Source organism: Pseudomonas sp. BF-R-01 (assembly GCF_019946615.1).
GTDB classification, from domain to species: Bacteria; Pseudomonadota; Gammaproteobacteria; order Pseudomonadales; family Pseudomonadaceae; genus Aquipseudomonas; species Aquipseudomonas migulae.
In genome coordinates this window covers 132,728-153,410 of record NZ_JAGYFX010000001.1, presented here as the reverse complement: position 1 = coordinate 153,410, position 20,683 = coordinate 132,728, and the positions used below count along the sequence as shown (strand labels likewise).

Genomic DNA, 20,683 nt, shown 5'->3' with positions numbered 1-20,683 from the left:
TCGCGGACTTTAGCAATCGTTAGGCCGGTTACAGTCCCCACCGAGGAATGTGATGGCTGCCCATCGAGATGCAGATGTTCTTGATCTCTGCGAACACTTCAAAGCTGTACTGGCCGCCTTCACGGCCCGTGCCGGAGCCTTTCACACCACCGAACGGCTGGCGCAGATCGCGCACGTTCTGGCTGTTGATGAACACCATGCCCGCTTCGATGCCATAGGCCAGACGATGCGCCTTGCCAATGTCCTGGGTCCAGATGTAGGACGCCAGGCCGTACTCTGTGTCGTTGGCCAGTTGCAGGGCTTCGGCTTCATCCTTGAATGGGATCAGGCACGCCACCGGGCCGAAGATCTCTTCCTGGGCAATGCGCATCTTGTTGTTTACATCGGCGAACACTGTCGGCTGGATAAACTGACCTTTGCTCAAGTGGGCAGGCAAGTTGGCCGGACGCTCAAGGCCGCCAGCGAGGAGGGTGGCGCCTTCTTCGATACCGATCTTGATGTAGCCGGTGACCTTGTCGTAATGAGCCTGGGTGATCATCGAGCCGACCTGGGTTTTCGGGTCTTGCGGGTCGCCGACGATCAAGCGTTTGGCGCGAGCGGCAAACTCGGCCACGAACTGCGGGTAAACGCTTTCCTGGATAAATATCCGGCTGCCGGCGGTGCAACGCTCGCCGTTGAGCGAGAAGATGGTGAATAACGCCGCGTCCAGGGCTCGTTCAAGATCCGCATCTTCGAATATCAGCACTGGCGACTTGCCGCCCAGTTCCATGGAGTACTTTTTCAGGCCGGCGGTCTGCATGATTTTCTTGCCGGTGGCGGTGCCGCCGGTAAAGGAAATCGCGCGCACATCCGGGTGCCGAACCAGTGCATCCCCCGCCGTGGCGCCGTAGCCCTGAATGACGTTGAGTACGCCCTTGGGAATACCTGCTTCGACGGCCAGGCGACCCAGTTCGTTTGCGGTCAGTGGTGACAGCTCAGACATCTTCAGCACGGCGGTATTGCCCAGCGCCAGACACGGTGCGGTCTTCCAGGTCGCCGTCATGAACGGCACGTTCCATGGCGATACCAGGCCGCACACACCCACTGGTTGATAAAGGGTGTAGTTGAGCATCTGGTCATCGACCGGGTAACTGTGCCCGTCCATGCGAGTGCAGACTTCGGCAAAAAAATCGAAGTTATGCGAAGCACGGGGAATCAGTACATTTTTGGTTTGGTGAATCGGCAGTCCGGTATCGAGGGTTTCCAGTTCGGCGAGGTGCGGTACATTCTGCTCGATCAGTTCGCCAAGCTTGCGCATTAGCCGGGCACGCTCCTTGGCAGGAGTGTTTGCCCATTTTGGAAACGCTTCCTTGGCCGCCGCTACCGCTTGAGCGACTTCTTCGGCGCCGCCACTCGCCACTTCACCGATAGCCTCACCGGTTGCCGGATTGTAGTTGACGAACACGTTTTTGCTTTCGACCTCACGGCCGTTGATCCAATGTTTGATCATGGTGCTCAAGCCTCTTTCTGAGCGGAGAAGAACTCCGCTTCGCTGACAATCCGATTGACCAGGCGACCTACGCCTTCAACTTCCACGATGACTTCATCGCCGGGCACCACGTCGGCCAGACCTTCAGGCGTGCCCGTGGCGATCATGTCGCCGGGCTGCAGGGTCATGAAGCTGGACAGGTATTCGATCAGATAGGGGATGTCGAAAATCATGTCCTTTGTGCTGCCTTCCTGACGCAGCTCACCGTTGATCCAGGTGCGCAATTTCAGATTGCTCGGGTCCGGCACATCGGCGACGTCGACGATCCACGGGCCGACGGGGGTCGTGGCGTCGCGATTCTTCACCCGCAAATTGGGCCGGTAGTAATTTTCCAGGTAGTCGCGAATCGCGTAGTCGTTGCACACCGTGTAACCCGCCAGATATTCCAGGGCGTTTTCACGTTTCACGTTGCGTGCCGGCTTACCGATGACGGCAACGAGTTCGCACTCGTAGTGCATATAGGCGACGTTATCCGGACGCCAAGTCACCTGGTTATGGCCGGTGTAGGTGCCGGGCGATTTGATGAATGCCAATGGCTCGGTGGGCGGCTTGAATGCCAGTTCTGCGGCGTGATCGGCGTAGTTCAAACCGAGGGCGAACATACTGCCAGTGGCCGGTGGCAGCCATTGCACCTGGTCTTCGGTCAGCAAACGGCCGTCGGCCAAGCGTACGGCGTTGTTGTCTTCGACATGGGCGAGGTGGACTTCGCCTTCAAAATTTATACGGGCGTGTTTCATGGAAGCTCCTGTTACTCGGCCACGATGTGGTTGACCAGACGGCCAAGGCCGCTGATTTCGACTTCGACGGTGTCACCGGGTTGAACATCGACACGTCCTTCCGGGGTGCCGGTTATCAGCACATCGCCTTCGTGCAACGTCATGAATTCGCTGATCTCTGCAATCAGTTGGGGAACACCCCGAACGAAATTGGCAGTGTTGTTTTGCTGGCGAATTTCGCCATTGACGTAAAGCGTGACGGCCAGACTGTGCGGGTCGGCGAGTTGTGACGTCGGCACCAGTTCTGGCCCGATGGCACAGAAACCATCACGGCACTTCGCTTTGACGGCGGGGCGGTAGTAGCTGTCTTCCGGCAGGCTGAATTCATTGACGATGGTGTAACCGGCCACGTAATTGAGTGCCTCGACCGGGCTGACACGGCTGGCTGTTCTACCAATCACAACCCCCAATGCCGGCCCAGGTTGCAGACGTTCACCGTGGCCTGGATGCACAACTTCGGCGCCGTGCTGATTGCGCGTATTGGGCGTCTTGATAAAAAGCACAGGTTTGATAGGCGGCTTCTGATAGGGCGGCTGTTCGAATTCGGCGAGGCGCTGCTTCAGCAGTCCCTGATAGTTCAACGCGACACCGAAAAGGGTGCCGGTCACGACGTCATGCAAGGCACGGCTCATGCTTTTCTCCTGGCAGAGCCATGAGGGCTCTGCGATTTGTTAATGTGTTAACAGTTATAATTAATATGTTAACTATCGTCAAGCGTGGCAGAATGGCGTGGCAGTGGTTGTCATGCCCAATTCGGCGCAGGATGAAAGCGACTGCGGTGCCTGAGTCAGTATAAAAACGAGTAGTCCACGATGACCGACCGTCAACAGATCCCGAACATCAACATTGGCCAGGTATACGACCAGCGTTATAGCGACGCTGAAGTCCATTACGACAAGCTGAACAACCTGGCGGGCTTCTTTGGACGCAACATGCCCGTTCACCGGCATGATCGGTTTTTCCAGATTCATTACGTGAAAAGCGGAACGGTGAGGGTTTACTTGGATGACCAGCAATACGTTGAGTCCGGGCCGATGTTCTTCCTGACACCACCCACCGTCCCACACTCCTTTGTGACCGAGGCCGACAGTGACGGGCACGTGTTGACGGTGCGTCAGCAATTGGTGTGGCAACTGATCGATGCCGACTCCAGCCTGGCGCCGGCCGGAGCGCAATTGCCGGCGGCGTGTGTCGCGCTGGCTCATTTGGGGCCGGAATATGCGGGCGATGTCCGCCGACTGGAATATCTGTTCGAGGAACTGAGCGAAGAGGTGATAGCTGCGCGTTCCGGGCGTAGCGCCGCCCTGGACAGCTTGACGCGATTGATCATGGTCAGCCTGTTGCGGCTGTGCTCCAACTCTTTGAAAGCGACCCCTGCCAGGCACGAGGATCTGAAAATATTCCATCGCTTCAATGAGCTGATTGAAGCTCACTATCAGCAGCACTGGCCTTTGTCGCGTTACGCTGAAGGCATTGGGGTTACAGAGGCACGGCTCAACGATGTATGCCGACGGATCGCCGATCTGCCTTCCAAGCGTTTGATCATGGAGCGTTTGATGCAGGAGGCCAAACGATTGCTGTTGTTTACGGGCAGCTCTGCCAACGAAATCTGCTATCAGCTCGGGTTCAAGGATCCGGCCTATTTCAGTCGTTTTTTCCAGCGCTACGCACAGCTCACTCCGGGAGAGTACCGCCAGCGTCAATCGGGTTTGCGTTAAGCGGGGCATAGGTGTTCTTGCGTCGGTCTTGTTGATCTTGTACGGATCATCATGGCCACCGCAGCGGTTCGACAGAATGGCTTTTACGGGGAACGGATTGTACTTTTCACAGAAGCTGCCGCTGGGCGATGTCCACTGAAGTCACGTTGTGAAAACGGTAACAAGCGAATAAACGAGTGTTGGTCCGCAGCTTGCCCCCGTTGGCTGGCGACACTAAGCTGCCGACTCGCCCATTCAAGTAGTTTCGTTATGGCTAACCCCAGACCCTCATTGACATTGACCTTGTTGCAAGCTCGCGAAGCCGCCATGGCTTTCTTCCGGCCCTCACTCAACAAACATGACCTGACCGAACAACAGTGGCGGATCATTCGGATACTGCGCCAGCAGGGGGAACTTGAAAGCCACCAACTTGCACATCAGGCCTGCATTCTAAAGCCAAGTATGACTGGCGTTTTAAGTCGTCTGGAGCGAGATGGTCTCGTGCGTCGGCAGAAATCCAGCCAGGACCAACGGCGAGTTTTCGTTGCGCTCACAGAGCGCGGCCAGCAATGCTTTGTCTCCATGAGCGAAGGTATGGAAAGCAACTACCTCAAGATTCAGGAACAGTTTGGTGCGGAAAAAATGGAGCAGCTTTTGGCTTTGCTCAATGAGCTGAAAAATATCAAACCTTGATTGATCGCGAGGGGCTCGAATACAACCATTCTGACTTCGTAGGCGTACTTCGTTGACGGCCGGCTCTAGTATTCCGACCAGAGTTTGCTCCAAAGTGGAATTGTCGGAGCAATTGAACACAAGTTTTTTTGAACCCGGTGACGGCTGGAAATGCTTGTCCTGGAGAGGCGGCACGGCGCTCTTTTGAGTATTGGTCGAGGATGTCTTGCTCGGCGCGCCCCTCAATGACCGCGGTCGGGGCTTCATGCAGTACATAGATATCGAACAGGCCAGACGTCAGGCCCAGACCACCCGTTGGGTTGATCACATGCGCTGCGTCTCCGGCCAGTATGACTCGGCCCACATTTGTTTGAAGCGGTTATGCAGTGCCACCAGCTCTGCGGCCGAAAAGATTCAGCCTAGTTCTACCTCGTAGTCGGCAGGGATTCGTGGGGTGCCGTCGACCAATTTAGTTAGGTCCGCCAGGGTTGCAGCTTTCTGGGGCAGGGGGATGTTGGTGAAGTAACTGATGGCTTGCCGGCGAGGGCAGCGGTTGACCAAGGCGCGGATCATTACCCGAGCATCGTGCTCGGAAACATAAATGACTGACATCTTGCCAAGTGTTGGGTCTCCAGCCAGTGGTTTTCATCACTGGCCCTGGCTAGTGCCGTCTCTAGCGGTCTATCAACGTCTTTCCAAGGAATGACTGCAACGCTGTGCAATTCCATGCCAATCCTCCCATGCCCCATGCCCCATGCCCCATGCTGGGCAAAAATTCAAAAAATATCTGAAAACTCTGGTCTGCTGGTTATTTGGTTATATCTGCTGAGTCGATAGGTGAGGTTTCCGACCCGGGAGGTCGGCTTCGCAGTCGATAGGAGGGCAGCGGTGATTTCTCGGATAGTCCTTTGTTGTGGTGCCTGCACTATGAGGGGCGCTCTTTTCTGAAAGTATTTGAGTCTGTTTTTTCGTGTCTTTTGTACACAAACTTTAAAACTTCAAAAATTACCGTTCAGTTATGTGTGCGCTGAATTTATTCATTAGTCGCAGGGCGCTTGACTCTCCATAATTAATCCGTAGCAGCACGCTGTAGTAATTTTATAAAGGGGGCTGTTTTTCCTGTATTCCGGTAAGGAAGTTAGTGTGTTGGGTATCGTTAATTCGGCGAGATACTTGCCTTTTGGGTGGATTGTCTTGTCGGATTATCCTCGTTGGAAATTATGCAACTAATGGAGCATTCGAGTATGGGGCAAACTGAACATCCGCCCGTTAATGTGGTGGTAAATGATTCTTCAAGTGAAGGGCTTGAGCCTGAGGTCTATGAGGCCTTGCTGCTCAGTACCACTGCCACATTGGCCAACATTATGCTTGGTCATGGCTTGAGCAATACATATTTGCTTGGGCTTTCGCCCCTTGCTGCCGGCCAGCCCAAGTTAATCGGCCCTGCTTATACGCTGCGTTTTATTCCTGCACGGGAAGACATCGACTCTATGGCTAATTACGCCAGCTCCGACAATTTACATCGTCGAGCTATTGAGGAGTGCCCGCCGGGTGCGGTTTTGGTGATCGACAGCGGTCGCTGTGTGCGTGCAGCTTCGGCGGGAGATGTCATGGCAGCCCGACTGAAGAAACGAGGGGTGCTGGGTATGGTTACTGATGGCGGATTCCGCGATTCGCAGTCGATTCGTGGTGTCGGCCTGCCAGCCTTTCAGCAACAGGCGGCGCCTCCGGCGACACCAATCGCTTTGCATCCCATCGAATTGAATGGCCCGGTGGGCTGTGCCGGGGTGGCGATATACCCGGGCGACATCATCGTCGGTGATGAAGATGGCGTTGTTGCGATCCCGGCGCATCTGGTGCAGGTGGTGGCCAGAGAGGCGCTACGGGTCTCGCGTTATGAGGAGTTCGTCGACCTGAACATCGAGAGTGGACGTTCAATATTCGGGCTGTTCCCTTCCAGTCTGGAGAGCCTGCAGGAATACGAGCACTGGGTCTCCTCGGGTAAACCGGGTCATTCAAAATGAAATGTTCCAAAGGAGGGCAAGTACCATGACCAGCACTTCGATTCGTCCGTGGTTTGACAGTGTGGCGCCCCCTTGCGGCATTGCCGAGCCGGTGGGGGTGGACGCTTTCCGCAGCGCTATGCGTCAATTGGCGGGGGCAGTGACCATTGTCACCAGCAGTGACGATCAGGGTGCTTGCGGCCTGACCGCCACGGCCGTCTGTTCTTTGTCCGCTGATCCTCCGCGCATTCTCTGCTGTGTCAATCTGACAGGGCGCACCTTCCAGGTCATCTCTAAGAGTCGGCGGCTGGCGATCAATGTGTTGCAGGCTGGGCAACTGGATTTGGCCATGACGTTCGCTGGGCGCGAAGAAAAACCCTTCGCTTCCGAGCGCTGGACCCATGCCGCCACCGGCGCGCCAATCCTGCGTGAGGCGCTGGTGTCCTTCGATTGCGCCGTCGCCGAAATGTTTGTGATGCCCACGCACGCTTTGATTGTCGGTGAGATTCGCCACATCAGCTATCTGGATCGCCCAGCTGCGCCCCTTGCCTATCAGAACGGTCAGTTCATGACTTTCGGCGCTACGTCTGCGAACTGATGAGTCGCAACATTGTGTATTTTTCCCTTTCTCGCGCGGCAGCATGCGCTGCGGCGCGATCATATGTGCACAGCCTTTGATAGCGTGGTTATGCCATAACTTGGTGCGTGCTCTCTTGGTTGCTATGTATTAGTGCATAAAAACGGTGTTGCGCAGTGCTGCGAAGTAACCATTCAAGCGCGATGGCAGAAATGTTACTGGTTCGGAGAGGCTGTTACATAAGGCCTCCCTGCTGCTACAGCTTGCGGTTTTGCGATGTTGTTGGGAAAAATCAGGCATTTGCGTTTTGCTTGATCAGGATCCCTGGATGGGTGTGCGATATAACCAATTGGTTATAAGTTGGAAGGAACTTTTCATTTTTATTTCACTTCGCGCTGCTCAATACTCGGTTTTAACTTGTAGGGCAGATGGCACCTTTAATGCGTTCGCCATCGTGCAGTAGCCAACGAATATAACTACAACTTTCCAGCAGGTTTTGACCCTATGTTGAACAAACAAACTCAGGTCGTCCAATCGGCCAACGCCGTCGGGTTGAATTATGTTGTTTATCAGGTAACCGACCTGTTAACCGCTCAGCGTTTTCTTGAAGACTTCGGTTTGACCCGGGTGCTGATCTCCGCCGATCGCCTGTTTATGCGGGGCGTCGGCGATGAAGCCTACTTGTACGAGGCGCGGTTGGGAGATCGCTGTGCTTTTATAGGTGCCGGTTTCAGCGTCGCCAGCATGGCGGAGCTGGAGGCGTTGTCACTGTTGCCAGGTTCGCGGCCTATCGAGCCCAGTGATGCGCCGGGCGGTGGACAACAGGTGCGTATGCTGGCCCCGGAAGGATTTGAAATTACCGCATTATTCGGCCAACAGGCCTCGCCCCTGGACGTGCCGGGCAACTCCCGTCTATTGAACATGAGCGGCGTCAAGCCGCGAATCAATAGCAGTGTGCGCATCCGGCGCCAGGCCGGCAATGTGCTGCGTCTTGGGCACTTTGTGCTGCGGGTTAAGGATCACGACGCGATGGTCACCTGGTTCAACGAACGCCTGGGCCTGATCGCATCCGACTATCTAGTGTCTACCCCTGACTCGCGACGCCCGCTGGCGACCTTCTTGCGCTGCGATAACGGCCAGAACCTGGTGGATCACCACTGCTTGTTCGTGATCGGTGCCGGCGAGACCGGAGTTCATCACTGTTCCTTTGAAGTCCAGGACTTCGATGCCCTGGCCAGTGCACATGACTACCTGGAGCAGCGCGGCGCACGCCTTGTTTGCGGCATTGGCCGACATTTGCTGGGCAGTCAGATCTATGACTACTGGCTGGATCCCTTCGGTTTTCGCGTCGAGCACTACACCGACGGTGACGTGGTGGACGCCGAGCATCGTCCGGGCTTCCACGCGGTGACCGCAGAAGAAACCACCCAGTGGGGCATGCCGCCGCCGCCGGATTTCTTTACCTGAGTTGGCCTTTTCATTTCAGTCTCTAGCTTGGAATTCACCGATGAAAAAGATCGCAATCACCAGTCCTGATGTCGCCGAGCCCGCACCGGGCATGTGGAGCAACTGCATCAAGGTCGGCGAGACCTTGTACGTCTCCGGCCTGACCTCCCGTGGTCAGGATGGCAAGACCATCCACGGCGCCGACGAAAGTGAACAGGCCACCATTATTTTCGACAAGATGAAAGCCTTGCTCGAATCGGCTAACGCCAAGATGGACGACGTGGTGAAGATGACTATCTTCGTCACCGACATCACTCGCAACACCCTGGTTTGGGAAGTACGCAAGCGCTACTTCACCGGCGCCTTCCCGGCTTGCAGCCTGGTGGAAGTCAGCGCCCTTGCAACTCCGGCCATCAAGATAGAGATCGAGGCTGTAGCGGTGATTGGGAGCGGCCGCTGACATGAAAATTATTGCATTTGAATATGACGGACGTCGGCGCCTGGGCTTGGTGCAAAGCGAAGGCATCCAGGTGCTACGGAGAGTGGCTGATATCGAGGAGCTGATCCATCTCCCCGAGCGGTTGCAGGTAGACACCTCATTGCCGCTGCTCGCCCTTGAGCAATTGGTTCTGCTCCCGGTGATCCGCCCTCGGCGCAATTTGTTCTGCGTTGGCTGGAACTACCGTAAGCATTTCGATGAAAGCATCGGCAAGCGCGAAGGCCAGGGCCCAGAGACGTTGCCCGACGTGCCGACTTTTTTCACCAAGGCGACCACTACCGTAGCTTCGGCGGTGGACGATCTGCCGCTGCACCCGGAGTTGACCGGCAAGCTGGACTGGGAAGTGGAGTTGGCAGTGGTGCTGGGGCGCGGCGGTCGGGATATTCCCGAAGACCAGGCTCTGGCCCATGTCTACGGTTACACCGTGGCCAACGACATCAGTGCCCGCGACCTGCAGCGTGCCCATGGCGCCCAGTGGTTCAAGGGCAAAAGCCTGGATGGCACTTGCCCCCTGGGGCCGGTGTTGTTGACCTGCGACGAGATAGACGACCCCCAGGCGTTGCGCATCAGTTGCCGGATCAACGGCCAGGTCGTGCAGAGCGACAACACCGCCAACCAGATTTTCCCCGTGGCCCGTTTGATTGCCGAACTGTCTCGGGGCATGACCCTGCTGGCCGGTGACGTGATCCTCACCGGCACCCCCGACGGCATTGGCGCGGCGCGCACGCCGCCAGTGTTCCTGGGTGAAGGAGATCGCATCGAAAGTGAAATCGAGGGCATCGGTTGCATGCACAACCAGGTCTTCGGCGCGCTGTCGGCGGCCACTCCTTCGAACCGTATCGCCTCCCTGAATCGCGAGTGAATGGCATGAGTATCGACCAAAACAAAGTGTTTGCAGAACTATCCCTCCAGGCCATCAACCCGGGCGCTCACGACAGCGAGCACGGCTGGTCCGCGGCCAGCGGTGCGACGTTCGATGTGACCAATCCAGCCACGGAGGAGCGCCTGGCCCAAGTGGTCGCGGCCACTGCCGACGACCTGGAGCGCGTGACCCAAACTGCCGTGGCTGCCCAGCAACGCTGGCGTATGGTGCCGGCGCCACGTCGCGGTGAACTTGTGGCTCGCATCGGTGAATTGTGCAAACAGCACCATCAGGCGCTGGCGGCCATCGTCGCTCTGGAGACCGGCAAGTCACTGGCCGAAGGCATGGGTGAAGTGCGTGAAGTGATCGATATGGCGATTCTCGCAGCAGGTCAGTCGCGCATGCTTTACGGCTTTACCCAGCAGTCGCAACGGACCAACCACCGTATGTATGACCAATGGCTGCCACTGGGAGTGGTGGGGATCATTTCGGCCTACAACTTCCCGGCCGCGGTCTGGGCGCAAAACGGTTTTCTCTCGGCAATCGGTGGCAACACGGTGATCTGGAAGCCTAGCCCCAAGGTGCCGTTGACCGCCCTGGCCTTGCAGAATCTGTGTGACATCGCCATGGGCGAGTTGGGTCAGGAAGGGGTGTTCTCTCTGGTGATCCCGGAAGCCAACGAGGTGGCCGAGCAGTTGGTGCGTGACACCCGCGTTGCGCTGATTTCTTTCACCGGCTCTAGCCCGGTAGGACGCAAGGTGGCGCAGATTGTCGGTTCGACCCTGGGGCGTCGCAGCCTGCTGGAGTGCTCCGGCAACAATGGCTGCATCGTCGATGAAACTGCCGACCTGGAACTGGCCGCCGCCGCCATTGCCTTCGGCGCCGTGGGGACCTCTGGCCAGCGTTGCACCAGCACCCGTCGGGTGATTGCCCAGCGCTCCATCGCCGGGCCGCTGGTGGAACTGCTGAAGAAAGCTTACAGCCGTATTGTCGTCGGTGACCCGGCAGTGCCTGGCAACCTGGTTGGGCCGCTGGTCGACCGCGCAGCTGCCGGGCACTTCGAGCGATCTGTGGCCGAGGCCGTGGCCTTGGGTGGGCAGATAGCCTTTGGTGGCAAACGCATGGACCGCCCAGGTTACTTCGTGGAGCCGACCATCATTGTCAACGCCCGCAACGAGTGGCCTTGCGTGCAGGAGGAAACCTTCGCTCCGCTGATCTATGTGATCGAGTACGACGATCTGGCCGATGCTATTGCCTTGCACAACGGCGTGGTCCAGGGCCTTGCCTCGGGGATCCACAGCAGCCACCTGGGCAACATTGAACTGTTCCTCTCCGCGGCCGGCAGCGATTGCGGGATTGCCAAGGTGAACATGGGTACCACTGGGGCCGATGTGGGGGCCGCGTTTGGTGGTGAGAAGGAAACCGGGGGCGGGCGCACTGCCGGCTCCGACGCCTGGAAGGGTTATATGCGTCGGCAGAGCGTGTGCATCAACTGGGGCAAGGACAGCCCTTGGAACCATCTACTAAACGATTGAACTCGACAGGCCAGGAGCCAAGACCATGACTGCGTACTTCCTTGCTTTCGGCACCGTCAAGGACCCGGAAAAATTAGCTGAGTACATCGATAGATCCAGCCCTTCGGTGGCGGAGTTCGGCGGTGAATTCGTCGGTGTCAGCGAGCAGACCGATGTACTGGTGGGGGTGCATCCGCACCAACGCTCGGCAATGTTCACTTTTCCCGATGCGGCCACCTGCCGTGCCTGGTTTGAGTCGCCGATGTACCACCAGTTGGAGGGGCTGCGCGAAGCCGCTGCGGATTTTGTTTTTCTAGTTTTTGATGTTTGACAGGGGCCGCCCCTTGAGGGCGGCCTTACCTGATGCGGGATTGGTGGACTATTGCCACCACACTGATGTCTCACAACGAGGAGAGCAGCATGCAAAAGACCATAAAAATAGCTTTGCAATTGTCCGCTTTGATCACCACGCTGGTCAGCTCCGCTGCCCACGCCGGTGTTGCCGACCAGACCAGCATTCCGGTGTTGGCCATGGACCCGCCACGGCAGACCGCCGCTGAACCCTTTCACGGCAAACCGGCAGTCTACAACCTACTCAAACCCAATGAGGTGGCTCAGAAATGGAATCTCTGCGCGCTGTTTCCACACACCACCAATGACATCCTGCGGGCTTACCTCTACGGCACTGTAGAACAGGCTAAGCACCTCGGCGCGCAGTTGACAATCTACGACGCCGGCGGCTACGCAAACATCGACAAGCAAATGGCCCAGTTCGACAACTGCCTGACCCTGGGCGCTCAGGCAATCCTGATGTTCTCGGTATCGCCCAACGGCATGAACCAGAAGATCGAACAGGCTCGGGCCAAGGGCATCAAGGTGGTGGACTTGAACACCGGGGTGGCCACGGCTACCGATGCCCGAGTGGTTGTCACCTACAAGGAGGTCGGCAAGCTGATAGGCCAAGCTCTAGCGAGCAAGCATCCGGCTGGCTCTGGTTCCACTCCGGTGGTGTTGATGCCTGGGCCGGCGGGTGTTTCCTGGTCCGAAGACAGCGTACTGGGCTTCAAGGACGCCATTGCCGGTTCAGATATCAAACTAGAGAAAGTCATCTACGGGCAAAGTGGTCGCCTGGACCAGCAACCTCTGGTGGAAAACGTCCTGGTGACCTACCCCGGAATCAAATACATCGTCGGCATGGGTAGCACCATCGAGGCCGCACTGACCACATTGCGCGAGCGCGGCAAACTCGGCGACATCGGTCTCTATGCCACCTTTATCACCGCTGACCTGCTCAAACCTGTGCGCAGCGGTGAAGTAGCCGGCGTGGTTGTGGAGAACTCGGTATCGATCAACCAGATCGCCGTGGATATGGCCGTGCGCAGCTTGCAGGGCTCGTTGCAATTGCGGGACGCGATTCCTGCCGTGCAAATGATGGACAAGCGCAACGTCGATACCCTCAGCGAGGCCGCCTTTGCCCCTCGTTCCTGGAAAGCCCGGCTCAAAGTCGATTGAGCAGCAAGACCCTACCCGCTAACTCGTTAAAGGAGCTTTCCCATGCCACCACGCATTCTTCCCCTCGAACGCCAGGACCTGCCGCAATTCGAGAGTGCCTTCAAGGGCATGATCGACTCCATCGGCTACGTCCCCAACAGCTTCTTCACGATGGGGCGCGCTCCACTGCTGCTCAAGGCGGTGGACGCCATGAGCGACGCGGCCTGGTACCCGACCACGGTCGAGGAACCGGTGCGGCGCCTGGTGACCTTTGCCTACAGCCAGTTCTCCCAGTCCCACTACAGTGCCGCCCACTGCGCCTGTGGTGCCCCGGAGCTGGGGTTGCCCCTGGAAAAGCTGCTGGCAATCCATGCGTACGAAACCTCGCCATTGTACGACGCCCGCGAGCGCGCCTTACTTCGTTTATGCAGGCATGCCGCACGGATTCCGGGGGAAGTCAGTGACCAGGACGTCAATGACCTCAAGGCGTTTTTCTCCGAAGAGCAGGTCATCTTCATCACTACGCTGATCTGCTACATGGCTTTCCTCAACAAGTGGAACGAGATCATTGGCACCCGCCTCGAAGACATTCCCCATGAGTGGGCCAAGGCCCATATCCAGCCGGTGGGCTGGAAGCCCGGTCACTGATTGCGCAGAACACTACAACGATAAGAACGCCACCCGGGCGACTTGCTCGGGTGAGCGCAGAACATGGGAGACGACCACTGTGATGCATGCCCTTGTCAATGACAGCCAGGCTTTATCGGCCGATTCCGTGCCGCCGGCGTTCGCCCAGGGCACGGTACTTCGCGTCGAGGGGTTGAGTAAACGTTTTGGTGCGGTCCAGGCCCTGTCTAACATGGCCTTCGAGCTGCACCGGGGTGAGGTCCACGTGCTGTTCGGTGAGAACGGTGCCGGCAAATCGACCTTGATCAACATGATTGCAGGAGCCTTGCAGCCCGACAGCGGACGCCTGTTGCTCAACGATGCACCGGTATCGTTCCGCGATGTACAGGACGCGCGTCGACATGGTATTGCCGCGATGTTCCAGGAGTTCAGCCTGGCCCCCACCTTGAGTGTGGAAGAGAACGTATTGCTGGGTGCCGAGCCTCGGCGCTGGATCTTCATCGATATCGCCGAACGGCGTCGGCGGGTGCGTGCCGCCTTGGCCCGGTTCGGTTTCGATCTTGACCTGCACGCCCCGGTCAGCCGACTGTCCCGGGCCCAGCAGCAAATGGTCGAAATGGCCAAGGCATTATTGACCGAACCGCAGATCCTGATCCTCGACGAGCCGACCGCGTCGTTGTCGGAGAAGGAAACCGAAGCCCTGTTTGAACTGGTCAACAGTCTGCGCGCCCAAGGCGTGAGCATCATTTACATCACCCACCGGATCAAGGAAATCTACCGGATTTCCGACCGCATCACGGTGATGCGAGATGGCCAGTTCATCCGCACCGTGGAGACCAAGGCGATCGCCGAGGAGCAACTGGTGCAACTGATGACCGGGCGTTGCTTTGAAGCCTTTTATCCCGAGATCGCTCATCGACCGGGTGCTTGCCTGTTGAGTTTGCACAATCTGAGCAGCCACGACGGTTCGGTCCGCGAGGTGAGCCTGCGGGTATACGCCGGCGAGGTAGTCGGGCTGGCGGGCCTGGTGGGTTGCGGCAAATCGGAAATCGGCCGCGCGGTGTTTGGCCTGGTGGGCATTGCCGCCGGTGAGGTGCAAGTGGGCGGCTGCCCGAGCCTGCGTCCGAGCCCGCGCAAGATGCTCGACCGTGGCCTGGCCTACATCACGTCGGACCGGCGCAACGAAGGTTTGATGTTGCTGCGCCCGACTCAGGAAAACATCACCTTGTCAGCATTGCGCCTTGGCTCGTTGTCCCTCGGCGGCTGGCTGCGCATGGGTGCCGAGCGCCAGGCCGCCAGCGATTTGGGGGAGCGCATGCGTGTACGACCGCTCAGCCTGGATGGTCACGTTGGGCGCTACTCCGGTGGCAACCAGCAAAAAGTGCTGATCGCCAAGGCGCTGTCACGAGATACACAAGTATTTATTTTCGACGAGCCCACGGTGGGCATCGATGTCTCGGCCCGGGTCGAGGTCTACGCCTGCATCAAGGCATTGGCCGAGGCGGGTCACGCCGTGGTGATTATCAGTTCTGATCTGCCCGAGGTGCTCAACCTCAGCCACCGTCTCTATGTGGTCAGAGACGGTCGTATTGTCGACCACATGGACAAACCCGAGATCACCGAAACCCGCGCATTGCATGGCTTCTTCGGTACCCAAATCCCCTCCGCAGCAGGAGTCGAGTCATGATTTATCCCGTTCCCGAGTCCAATCTCGCGGTGCCCGCAGCCTTCAATGCGAGTACCTTGGCCAAGCGGCTGTTCGTCAGCCTGGGTATTTTGCCGTTGCTGCTGACGGTGACCCTGGTGTATTTCGCGCTCAATGAACCGCGTTTCCTGTCCCTGGACAATCTGTCCAACGTGATGCGTGTCTCGACCTTCCTGATCATCGTGGCAATGGGGCAGATGCTGGTGATCCTCACCGCCGGACTGGATCTCTCGGTCGGCTCGATCATCGGCTTTGTCGGGGTGGTCACTGCCAGCCTGATGCTGCATCTGCTGGACAGCTACCCGGATTCTATTGGCATGGCGATGGGCCTGTCGGTGGCAGGCGGTTTGCTGGCCGGGGTGCTGGTGGGTGCGGTGAACGGTATAGGCGTGTCCTTGCTGAAAGTTTCGCCGTTCATGATGACCCTGGGCACCATGACCAGCCTGGTCGGGATCTCGCTGAGCCTGACCAGCGGCCTGCCGGTGACGGGTATCCCGGATGAGTTCATGCAGCTGTTCGGCTATGGCCGGGTGTTGGGCATGACCCCGCCGGTGTTGATCACTCTGGTGCTGTTCGTGGTCATCTGGTTGTTGCTCAATCGAACCACCAGCGGGCGTTACTTCTATGCGGTTGGGGCTAATTTGCGCGCCGCGCAATTGTCGGGGATTTCCACCCGTTGGCAGCTGTTCCTGGCCTATTCACTGGCGGGCCTGCTGGCAGCGGTGGTGGGAGTGTTATTCCTGGCCCGCACCGGTTCGGCCGAAGCCTTGAATGGCCAGCCCTTCGGCCTGCAGGCGATCGCCGCCTGTGTGATTGGCGGCGTTTCCTTGTTCGGTGGCATTGGCAAGGTGCGCGATGTGCTACTGGGTGCCCTGTTCATCACCATTTTGACCAACGGTATGGACCTCATTCGCGTCGAGTCCTATGTGCAGCAAATTGTCCTCGGGGCGGTGCTGATCCTCTCGTTGGTGGCCGATCAACTCCGCCTGCGCTGGACCTGCTGAGGAATACGCCATGTCTGCACAACTTGAACGAAACCGTCTTGTGGTCCGGGAGTTTCTCGACTTGGTGTTCAACCAGCATGCGGTGGATGAGGGCATTGCCCGTTGCATAGGGCCAACCTATCGCCAGCACAACACACAAGTGGCGGATGGTGTGGAAAATTTCCGGCAGTTTTTTACCGAGTTTTTCCGCGACTTTCCCCAGTCGTCCCTGGCAATCAAACGTCTGATTGCCGAGGACGATTTAGTGGCCGTGCATTTGCATTGGCAAAGCCATCCGGATCAACCCGGCGATGCGGTAATGGACTTCTTTCGTCTTCAGGACGGGCGGATCGTCGAGCACTGGGACGTGATCCAGCCGGTAGCATCTCAGTCAGCCAATAACAATTCAATGTTCTGAAATCTGCTCTTCCCTGGAGTTTCAACCATGACCCTAGCCGACTACATTGACTGGATCAGCCGCTTAGCCATCGCCTTCTATTTTCTCTGGGCGACCGTATTCAATTTCAAGAGCCGGGATATTCAACTCAGCGAGTTCAAACGCATTGGCATGCCCTTCGGTGGGCTGTTGCTGGCGATCGGTTTGTTGATGCTGGTGTGCGGCAGTCTGTTGCTGCTGTACCCGGCGACGGTGATGAGCGGGGCGTTGCTGCTGATTGTGTTTATCGCCAGTGCCGACCTGATGTTCCATCGTTACTGGACCTACTCCGATCCTCATGAGCAGGTACTGCACAAATTTTTTCTGTTCGAGCACGTTGCACTGATCGGTGGCCTGCTCGGCATCATCAGCGGCCGTCTGTAATCCGCCAGCCCTCAAGGAGCAGTGAGTGATGAGCAAGCAAAATCTTCAAGCCGATGTCGTTGTGGTTGGATCGGGCGCCGGCGGTGCCGCCGTGGCCGGGCGCCTTGGTCGAGCCGGCAAGCGAGTGATCGTGGTCGAGGCAGGTCCCCTACGCTTCGGCACATCAGGTGGGCATGCGCGCAATCTGGATGTCAGCGAGTCCGGGATGCTGGCCTACGCCAAGGAAGTGATGAAGGAGTGGGTGTTCCCCTGTGGTAGCGCCACGCCAGTGCAGGGGTTGCCGGGCTTCCTGGTCAGTCACGGGGCTGGCGGCTCCTTCTCGTTGTGGTGCTCTAATGCACCTGCGCCGGATATTTCCGAGCTGCCCACCTGGATGGACCCGGCAGATTGGCTCGACTACTTGGGGCAGGCCGCGCAGGTCATGCATATAGATCCAGATATCGCCAAAGGAGGGGTGCGTGCCGAGCGCATCCTTGCTGCCACCCGGGCGGTGATTGGCGAATTGCCGGCGGGGCGCGAGGTGCAGCCGATGCCCATCGCCGCACGGAGGGTCAACGGTCGCCTGAAATATACCTCCAGTGATGACCTGCTGGCCCAGGCCTATGGCGGGGTGGAGCCGTTGCTGATCACCGAACATATCGTTCAGCAAGTATTGCACAGCAATGGTCGGGCCAGCGGTGTGGTGGCCATTCCACGCAATGGCGGTGAGCCGCTGGTGATTGAGGCCAGCGCGGTGGTGATCGCAAGTGGCACTCTGGCCAGCGCCCAACTGATCCAGGCCTCGGCTATCGACGCCGGGCCAGCCTTGGGGTGTAACCTGCTGGACCATCCGATCATCTCCACTCGTGTGCTGCTGCGGCCAGAAATCCTTGAAGGAGTGCCCGAGGATGACCCGGTGTTTTCCATTTGGGTTCCCCATTCAGCGGCGCACCCTTGGCAGACTGAAGTTTTCCGTTTTCCTCAGACGCCACCATCAGGTACCCGCGACGAAGATGGTGCGGATGTAACAACCTTCGTGGCCATGGACGAGAACCCGGATAACCGACTGTTCTTTGAGCCGGGTGTCAAAGACGCCTTTGGACTGCCTCAGATTCGGGTGCAACTGCGCCACAGCGCCGCCGACAGCCAGCGCATCAGTCTGGCCATGGCGGAGAATTACCGGGTCTGCGCAGCAGTGGGTGACACCCTGCGTGGCGCTGGCGTGATGCTTTACGGGGCAGGCGGTTCGGCACATCTGATGGGGTCGTGCCGCATGGGTGCCAAGGCCGACGGCAGCAGTGTGGTCAATGGTGCCGGACAGTTGTGGGCTATGGACAACCTGTTCGTGGCCGGCAATGCGGTGTTGGGCACCTCCAATAGCTCCAACCCTACATTCACTCTGGTCGCAGCGGCATTGCGCACGGCTGATCGTATCCTCGCCACGCTTTAGAGTCGGGGTCCGATGGGTTAGGTACGTAGAAGGAACACCTTATGGCAAGGCTCGACTGGTACATCCGCGCGGGGTTAAAGCCTCGGCACCTGCAATTGCTGGTGGCGATCGACGATCTGGGGCAGTTGACCAAGGTGGCCGAGTTGCTCAACGTCACCCAGCCAGCGGTTTCCAAGGCACTCAACGAGTTGCAGACGGGGCTCGGCCTCAAGCTGTTTGATCGTACGGGTCGCGGGCTCACGCCCACGGCTTATGGTGAGTGCCTGATTCGTCACGCACGCTCGATCCTCGCGGACCTGAGTGTTACCGGCGAGGAGTTGCAGGCCTTGGCGGCGGGACGTACCAGTAAGGTCAACCTGGGGGCGTTGCCGGCAGCGGCGGGAGCCATAGTGCCTAGGGCGTTAGCGTTGCTGCAGAAGGAGTCTCCCGGCACATCGGTGTTTATTCGCGAAGGCAGCATGGACTTGTTGTTACAGGAATTGCGGGCCGGCACCATCGACTTGATCTGTGGCACTTTGCCCGCCAAGAGAGTGGGCCTGGATGTAGATGAAAAGGTCCTCACCGAAGACAATACGGTGGCGGTGGTCGGTCCACAGCACCCCTTTGCCAAGCGCATCGATGTCACTTGGTCAGACCTGGTGGAGTTCCCCTGGGTCCTGCCGCCTTCGGGCTCCTTGTTGCAGGCGCCGTTGCTGGCAACCTTTCGTCGGCACGGAGTGCCGTTGCCAAGTACTTATATCGAGACCCTTTCGGCCAATGTGATCCAGAGCTTTATTCACGAGACCGACTCGATCGCCTTTCTCTCTGGCTCCATTGCCTCCGATTACGAACAACGTGGACTGTTGTCGATCCTGACCCTGGCGCTGCCGCGTCTTGTGCGCCCGGTGGGAGTGCTGTGGCTGGCCCATCGGCCGCCCAACGAAGTGACCTGCCAGTTGGTGGCGTGCATGGAGAAGGCCGCAGCCAACATGAGCCCTCATGTGCCAGTTTACGATGAGCCGGAAGATGAATTCGAGACTTTGCCGGAGGGCGTTTAAGACCGGCTGAACTGAGTGGATGGTTATATCAAGTGCTGATTTATTCAGTGGTTATTCACTGAGATGGATTTGATACTTCAGCTTGAAAGTTACTTGTTATCTGGCACTAAGCCAACAGGGAGTGACCCATGACACTCGAAGTATTGATTCACACCGCGCAACTGGATACGGACGGTTGGCGCGATTTTCCAGAATATGGCTTTCGCCAATACTTTCTTTGGAAGCACCCTACCAGCGGCGCTAGCATCGCCTTGTTGGAGTATGAAAAGGGTGGGCGTATTCCCGTCAAACATTCTCATGCGTCTAATCAATTCATGTATTGCCTGGAAGGCGAATATGAATACACCGACTCCGGTCTGCGCCTTTTGCCAGGTTCTTTCTATATGAACCCCAAGGATCATCCCCACGGGCCAACCTTGGCACATGAACGTTCAGTATTGATCGAAATTTACGACGGGCCGCACTACTACGAAAAACCGGTGTTTCACACCGATGAAACCATCGGCGATTTTCTCAGCGATTCAACCCAAAGCTGATCGCGGAGTGGGCCAATTGCAATTGCAGACTAGACAGGACTACACAGATGTCGAAAGAAATCGTTAAGCGCTTTTATGAGTACGCCGGCAATGGTCGCTTTGCCGAGGCCGCGGCGTTGTTTTCCCCGCAAGCCCACATCAGCTTCTACGGCCCTTCCAGCGTGCCCCATTCCGGGGAGTACCTCGGTGTTGATGGTTTGCAGGAATTTTTCGCGATTGTTGGTGGCACCCTGGAAGTGCAGGCGTTCGAGCCCTTGGAGTTTATCGCTGAAGGTGATCGTGTGGCTGTCCTGGGGCGCGAGCGTTCACGGGTCAAGGACAATGGGCGCGAGTTCTCCGTTCAGTGGGTACAGGTCTGGACCGTGGAGCATCAGAAGATTGTCCGCCTGCGTGATTACTTTGACACCGGAACCATGGCTGAGGCTTTTGCCGCGCAGCTGTGAGTGCCCCTTCACTCTTGATAAAAACAACCAGATTTGAG

The 20,683-nt window shown here is 57.8% G+C and carries 23 protein-coding genes; 19 read left to right on the top strand and 4 right to left on the bottom strand.

The window, feature by feature from the left end; all coding sequences use genetic code 11:
• Positions 1-28: 28 nt before the first annotated feature.
• Genes hpaE through KGB27_RS00765 form a run of 3 tightly spaced genes read right to left on the bottom strand, consistent with a single transcriptional unit; the run spans position 29 to position 2,936 of the window.
• On the bottom strand, positions 29-1,489 hold the full coding sequence (hpaE, locus tag KGB27_RS00775; RefSeq protein ID WP_223552499.1) for a 5-carboxymethyl-2-hydroxymuconate semialdehyde dehydrogenase: 1,461 nt from the start codon (positions 1,487-1,489) through the stop codon (positions 29-31).
• Positions 1,490-1,494: 5 nt separating this feature from the next.
• Entirely contained in the window at positions 1,495-2,265 is a 771-nt protein-coding gene (locus KGB27_RS00770; RefSeq protein ID WP_223510864.1) for a fumarylacetoacetate hydrolase family protein, read from the bottom strand.
• A gap of 11 nt (positions 2,266-2,276) precedes the next feature.
• On the bottom strand, positions 2,277-2,936 hold the full coding sequence (locus tag KGB27_RS00765; protein ID WP_223552498.1) for a fumarylacetoacetate hydrolase family protein: 660 nt from the start codon (positions 2,934-2,936) through the stop codon (positions 2,277-2,279).
• 180 nt (positions 2,937-3,116) lie between these two features.
• On the opposite strand from KGB27_RS00765, the gene hpaA reads away from it, so the two are divergent.
• Both hpaA and hpaR read left to right on the top strand, forming a co-directional pair.
• A complete protein-coding gene (gene hpaA / locus KGB27_RS00760) occupies positions 3,117-4,022 on the top strand; it encodes a 4-hydroxyphenylacetate catabolism regulatory protein HpaA (protein WP_223510866.1) in 906 nt (301 codons plus the stop codon).
• 249 nt (positions 4,023-4,271) lie between these two features.
• On the top strand, positions 4,272-4,694 hold the full coding sequence (hpaR, locus tag KGB27_RS00755; protein ID WP_223510867.1) for a homoprotocatechuate degradation operon regulator HpaR: 423 nt from the start codon (positions 4,272-4,274) through the stop codon (positions 4,692-4,694).
• Here the strand turns inward: hpaR and KGB27_RS00750 are convergent.
• A complete protein-coding gene (locus KGB27_RS00750) occupies positions 4,684-5,037 on the bottom strand; it encodes an FAD-dependent oxidoreductase (RefSeq protein WP_411736687.1) in 354 nt (117 codons plus the stop codon). The genes hpaR and KGB27_RS00750 overlap by 11 nt on opposite strands.
• Positions 5,038-5,917: 880 nt before the next feature.
• Here KGB27_RS00750 and KGB27_RS00745 point away from each other — a divergent pair.
• From KGB27_RS00745 to KGB27_RS00665, 17 genes are all read left to right on the top strand, one after another.
• Positions 5,918-6,697 (top strand): ribonuclease activity regulator RraA, encoded by a 780-nt coding sequence (locus KGB27_RS00745; RefSeq protein WP_223552497.1) that lies wholly within the window; start codon positions 5,918-5,920, stop codon positions 6,695-6,697.
• Positions 6,698-6,722: 25 nt separating this feature from the next.
• Entirely contained in the window at positions 6,723-7,274 is a 552-nt protein-coding gene (locus KGB27_RS00740; protein ID WP_223552496.1) for a flavin reductase family protein, read from the top strand.
• Between the two features lie 483 nt (positions 7,275-7,757).
• Positions 7,758-8,720: a VOC family protein gene (locus KGB27_RS00735; RefSeq protein ID WP_223552495.1), complete on the top strand. Its 963-nt coding sequence runs from the start codon at positions 7,758-7,760 to the stop codon at positions 8,718-8,720.
• 40 nt (positions 8,721-8,760) lie between these two features.
• Positions 8,761-9,159, top strand: a complete 399-nt coding sequence (locus tag KGB27_RS00730) for a RidA family protein (protein ID WP_223552494.1) — start codon at positions 8,761-8,763, stop codon at positions 9,157-9,159.
• A 1-nt stretch (position 9,160) separates the two neighbouring features.
• Positions 9,161-10,060, top strand: a complete 900-nt coding sequence (locus tag KGB27_RS00725) for a fumarylacetoacetate hydrolase family protein (RefSeq protein ID WP_223552493.1) — start codon at positions 9,161-9,163, stop codon at positions 10,058-10,060.
• Between the two features lie 5 nt (positions 10,061-10,065).
• Positions 10,066-11,595, top strand: a complete 1,530-nt coding sequence (locus KGB27_RS00720; RefSeq protein ID WP_223552492.1) for an aldehyde dehydrogenase family protein — start codon at positions 10,066-10,068, stop codon at positions 11,593-11,595.
• Positions 11,596-11,620: 25 nt separating this feature from the next.
• Entirely contained in the window at positions 11,621-11,905 is a 285-nt protein-coding gene (locus KGB27_RS00715; RefSeq protein WP_223552491.1) for a DUF1330 domain-containing protein, read from the top strand.
• Between the two features lie 89 nt (positions 11,906-11,994).
• A complete protein-coding gene (gene torT / locus KGB27_RS00710; RefSeq protein ID WP_223552490.1) occupies positions 11,995-13,086 on the top strand; it encodes a TMAO reductase system periplasmic protein TorT in 1,092 nt (363 codons plus the stop codon).
• Positions 13,087-13,128: 42 nt separating this feature from the next.
• Entirely contained in the window at positions 13,129-13,713 is a 585-nt protein-coding gene (locus tag KGB27_RS00705; RefSeq protein WP_223552489.1) for a carboxymuconolactone decarboxylase family protein, read from the top strand.
• A gap of 82 nt (positions 13,714-13,795) precedes the next feature.
• Complete coding sequence (locus KGB27_RS00700) at positions 13,796-15,379, top strand: sugar ABC transporter ATP-binding protein (protein ID WP_223552771.1); 1,584 nt, start codon at positions 13,796-13,798, stop codon at positions 15,377-15,379.
• Entirely contained in the window at positions 15,376-16,401 is a 1,026-nt protein-coding gene (locus KGB27_RS00695; protein ID WP_223552488.1) for an ABC transporter permease, read from the top strand. Before KGB27_RS00700 ends, KGB27_RS00695 begins: the two co-directional genes overlap by 4 nt.
• 10 nt (positions 16,402-16,411) lie before the next feature.
• Complete coding sequence (locus KGB27_RS00690; RefSeq protein WP_223552487.1) at positions 16,412-16,798, top strand: ester cyclase; 387 nt, start codon at positions 16,412-16,414, stop codon at positions 16,796-16,798.
• 27 nt (positions 16,799-16,825) lie between these two features.
• Entirely contained in the window at positions 16,826-17,200 is a 375-nt protein-coding gene (locus KGB27_RS00685; RefSeq protein ID WP_223552486.1) for a DoxX family protein, read from the top strand.
• Positions 17,201-17,228: 28 nt separating this feature from the next.
• Positions 17,229-18,629: a GMC oxidoreductase gene (locus KGB27_RS00680; RefSeq protein WP_223552485.1), complete on the top strand. Its 1,401-nt coding sequence runs from the start codon at positions 17,229-17,231 to the stop codon at positions 18,627-18,629.
• A 41-nt stretch (positions 18,630-18,670) separates the two neighbouring features.
• Positions 18,671-19,666 (top strand): LysR family transcriptional regulator, encoded by a 996-nt coding sequence (locus tag KGB27_RS00675; RefSeq protein WP_223552484.1) that lies wholly within the window; start codon positions 18,671-18,673, stop codon positions 19,664-19,666.
• Positions 19,667-19,794: 128 nt separating this feature from the next.
• Positions 19,795-20,202 carry a cupin domain-containing protein gene (locus KGB27_RS00670; RefSeq protein WP_223552483.1) on the top strand — a complete coding sequence of 136 codons (408 nt, stop codon included), beginning with the start codon at positions 19,795-19,797 and terminating at the stop codon, positions 20,200-20,202.
• A gap of 47 nt (positions 20,203-20,249) precedes the next feature.
• Positions 20,250-20,645: a nuclear transport factor 2 family protein gene (locus KGB27_RS00665; protein WP_223552482.1), complete on the top strand. Its 396-nt coding sequence runs from the start codon at positions 20,250-20,252 to the stop codon at positions 20,643-20,645.
• Positions 20,646-20,683 lie beyond the last annotated feature (38 nt).

Coding starts and splice junctions, on each gene's coding strand:
- hpaE (WP_223552499.1), bottom strand. CDS start 1,489: ATGATCAAACATTGGATCAACGGCCGTGAGGTCGAAAGCAAAAACGTG.
- KGB27_RS00770 (WP_223510864.1), bottom strand. CDS start 2,265: ATGAAACACGCCCGTATAAATTTTGAAGGCGAAGTCCACCTCGCCCAT.
- KGB27_RS00765 (WP_223552498.1), bottom strand. CDS start 2,936: ATGAGCCGTGCCTTGCATGACGTCGTGACCGGCACCCTTTTCGGTGTC.
- hpaA (WP_223510866.1), top strand. CDS start 3,117: ATGACCGACCGTCAACAGATCCCGAACATCAACATTGGCCAGGTATAC.
- hpaR (WP_223510867.1), top strand. CDS start 4,272: ATGGCTAACCCCAGACCCTCATTGACATTGACCTTGTTGCAAGCTCGC.
- KGB27_RS00745 (WP_223552497.1), top strand. CDS start 5,918: ATGGGGCAAACTGAACATCCGCCCGTTAATGTGGTGGTAAATGATTCT.
- KGB27_RS00740 (WP_223552496.1), top strand. CDS start 6,723: ATGACCAGCACTTCGATTCGTCCGTGGTTTGACAGTGTGGCGCCCCCT.
- KGB27_RS00735 (WP_223552495.1), top strand. CDS start 7,758: ATGTTGAACAAACAAACTCAGGTCGTCCAATCGGCCAACGCCGTCGGG.
- KGB27_RS00730 (WP_223552494.1), top strand. CDS start 8,761: ATGAAAAAGATCGCAATCACCAGTCCTGATGTCGCCGAGCCCGCACCG.
- KGB27_RS00725 (WP_223552493.1), top strand. CDS start 9,161: ATGAAAATTATTGCATTTGAATATGACGGACGTCGGCGCCTGGGCTTG.
- KGB27_RS00720 (WP_223552492.1), top strand. CDS start 10,066: ATGAGTATCGACCAAAACAAAGTGTTTGCAGAACTATCCCTCCAGGCC.
- KGB27_RS00715 (WP_223552491.1), top strand. CDS start 11,621: ATGACTGCGTACTTCCTTGCTTTCGGCACCGTCAAGGACCCGGAAAAA.
- torT (WP_223552490.1), top strand. CDS start 11,995: ATGCAAAAGACCATAAAAATAGCTTTGCAATTGTCCGCTTTGATCACC.
- KGB27_RS00705 (WP_223552489.1), top strand. CDS start 13,129: ATGCCACCACGCATTCTTCCCCTCGAACGCCAGGACCTGCCGCAATTC.
- KGB27_RS00700 (WP_223552771.1), top strand. CDS start 13,796: ATGCATGCCCTTGTCAATGACAGCCAGGCTTTATCGGCCGATTCCGTG.
- KGB27_RS00695 (WP_223552488.1), top strand. CDS start 15,376: ATGATTTATCCCGTTCCCGAGTCCAATCTCGCGGTGCCCGCAGCCTTC.
- KGB27_RS00690 (WP_223552487.1), top strand. CDS start 16,412: ATGTCTGCACAACTTGAACGAAACCGTCTTGTGGTCCGGGAGTTTCTC.
- KGB27_RS00685 (WP_223552486.1), top strand. CDS start 16,826: ATGACCCTAGCCGACTACATTGACTGGATCAGCCGCTTAGCCATCGCC.
- KGB27_RS00680 (WP_223552485.1), top strand. CDS start 17,229: ATGAGCAAGCAAAATCTTCAAGCCGATGTCGTTGTGGTTGGATCGGGC.
- KGB27_RS00675 (WP_223552484.1), top strand. CDS start 18,671: ATGGCAAGGCTCGACTGGTACATCCGCGCGGGGTTAAAGCCTCGGCAC.
- KGB27_RS00670 (WP_223552483.1), top strand. CDS start 19,795: ATGACACTCGAAGTATTGATTCACACCGCGCAACTGGATACGGACGGT.
- KGB27_RS00665 (WP_223552482.1), top strand. CDS start 20,250: ATGTCGAAAGAAATCGTTAAGCGCTTTTATGAGTACGCCGGCAATGGT.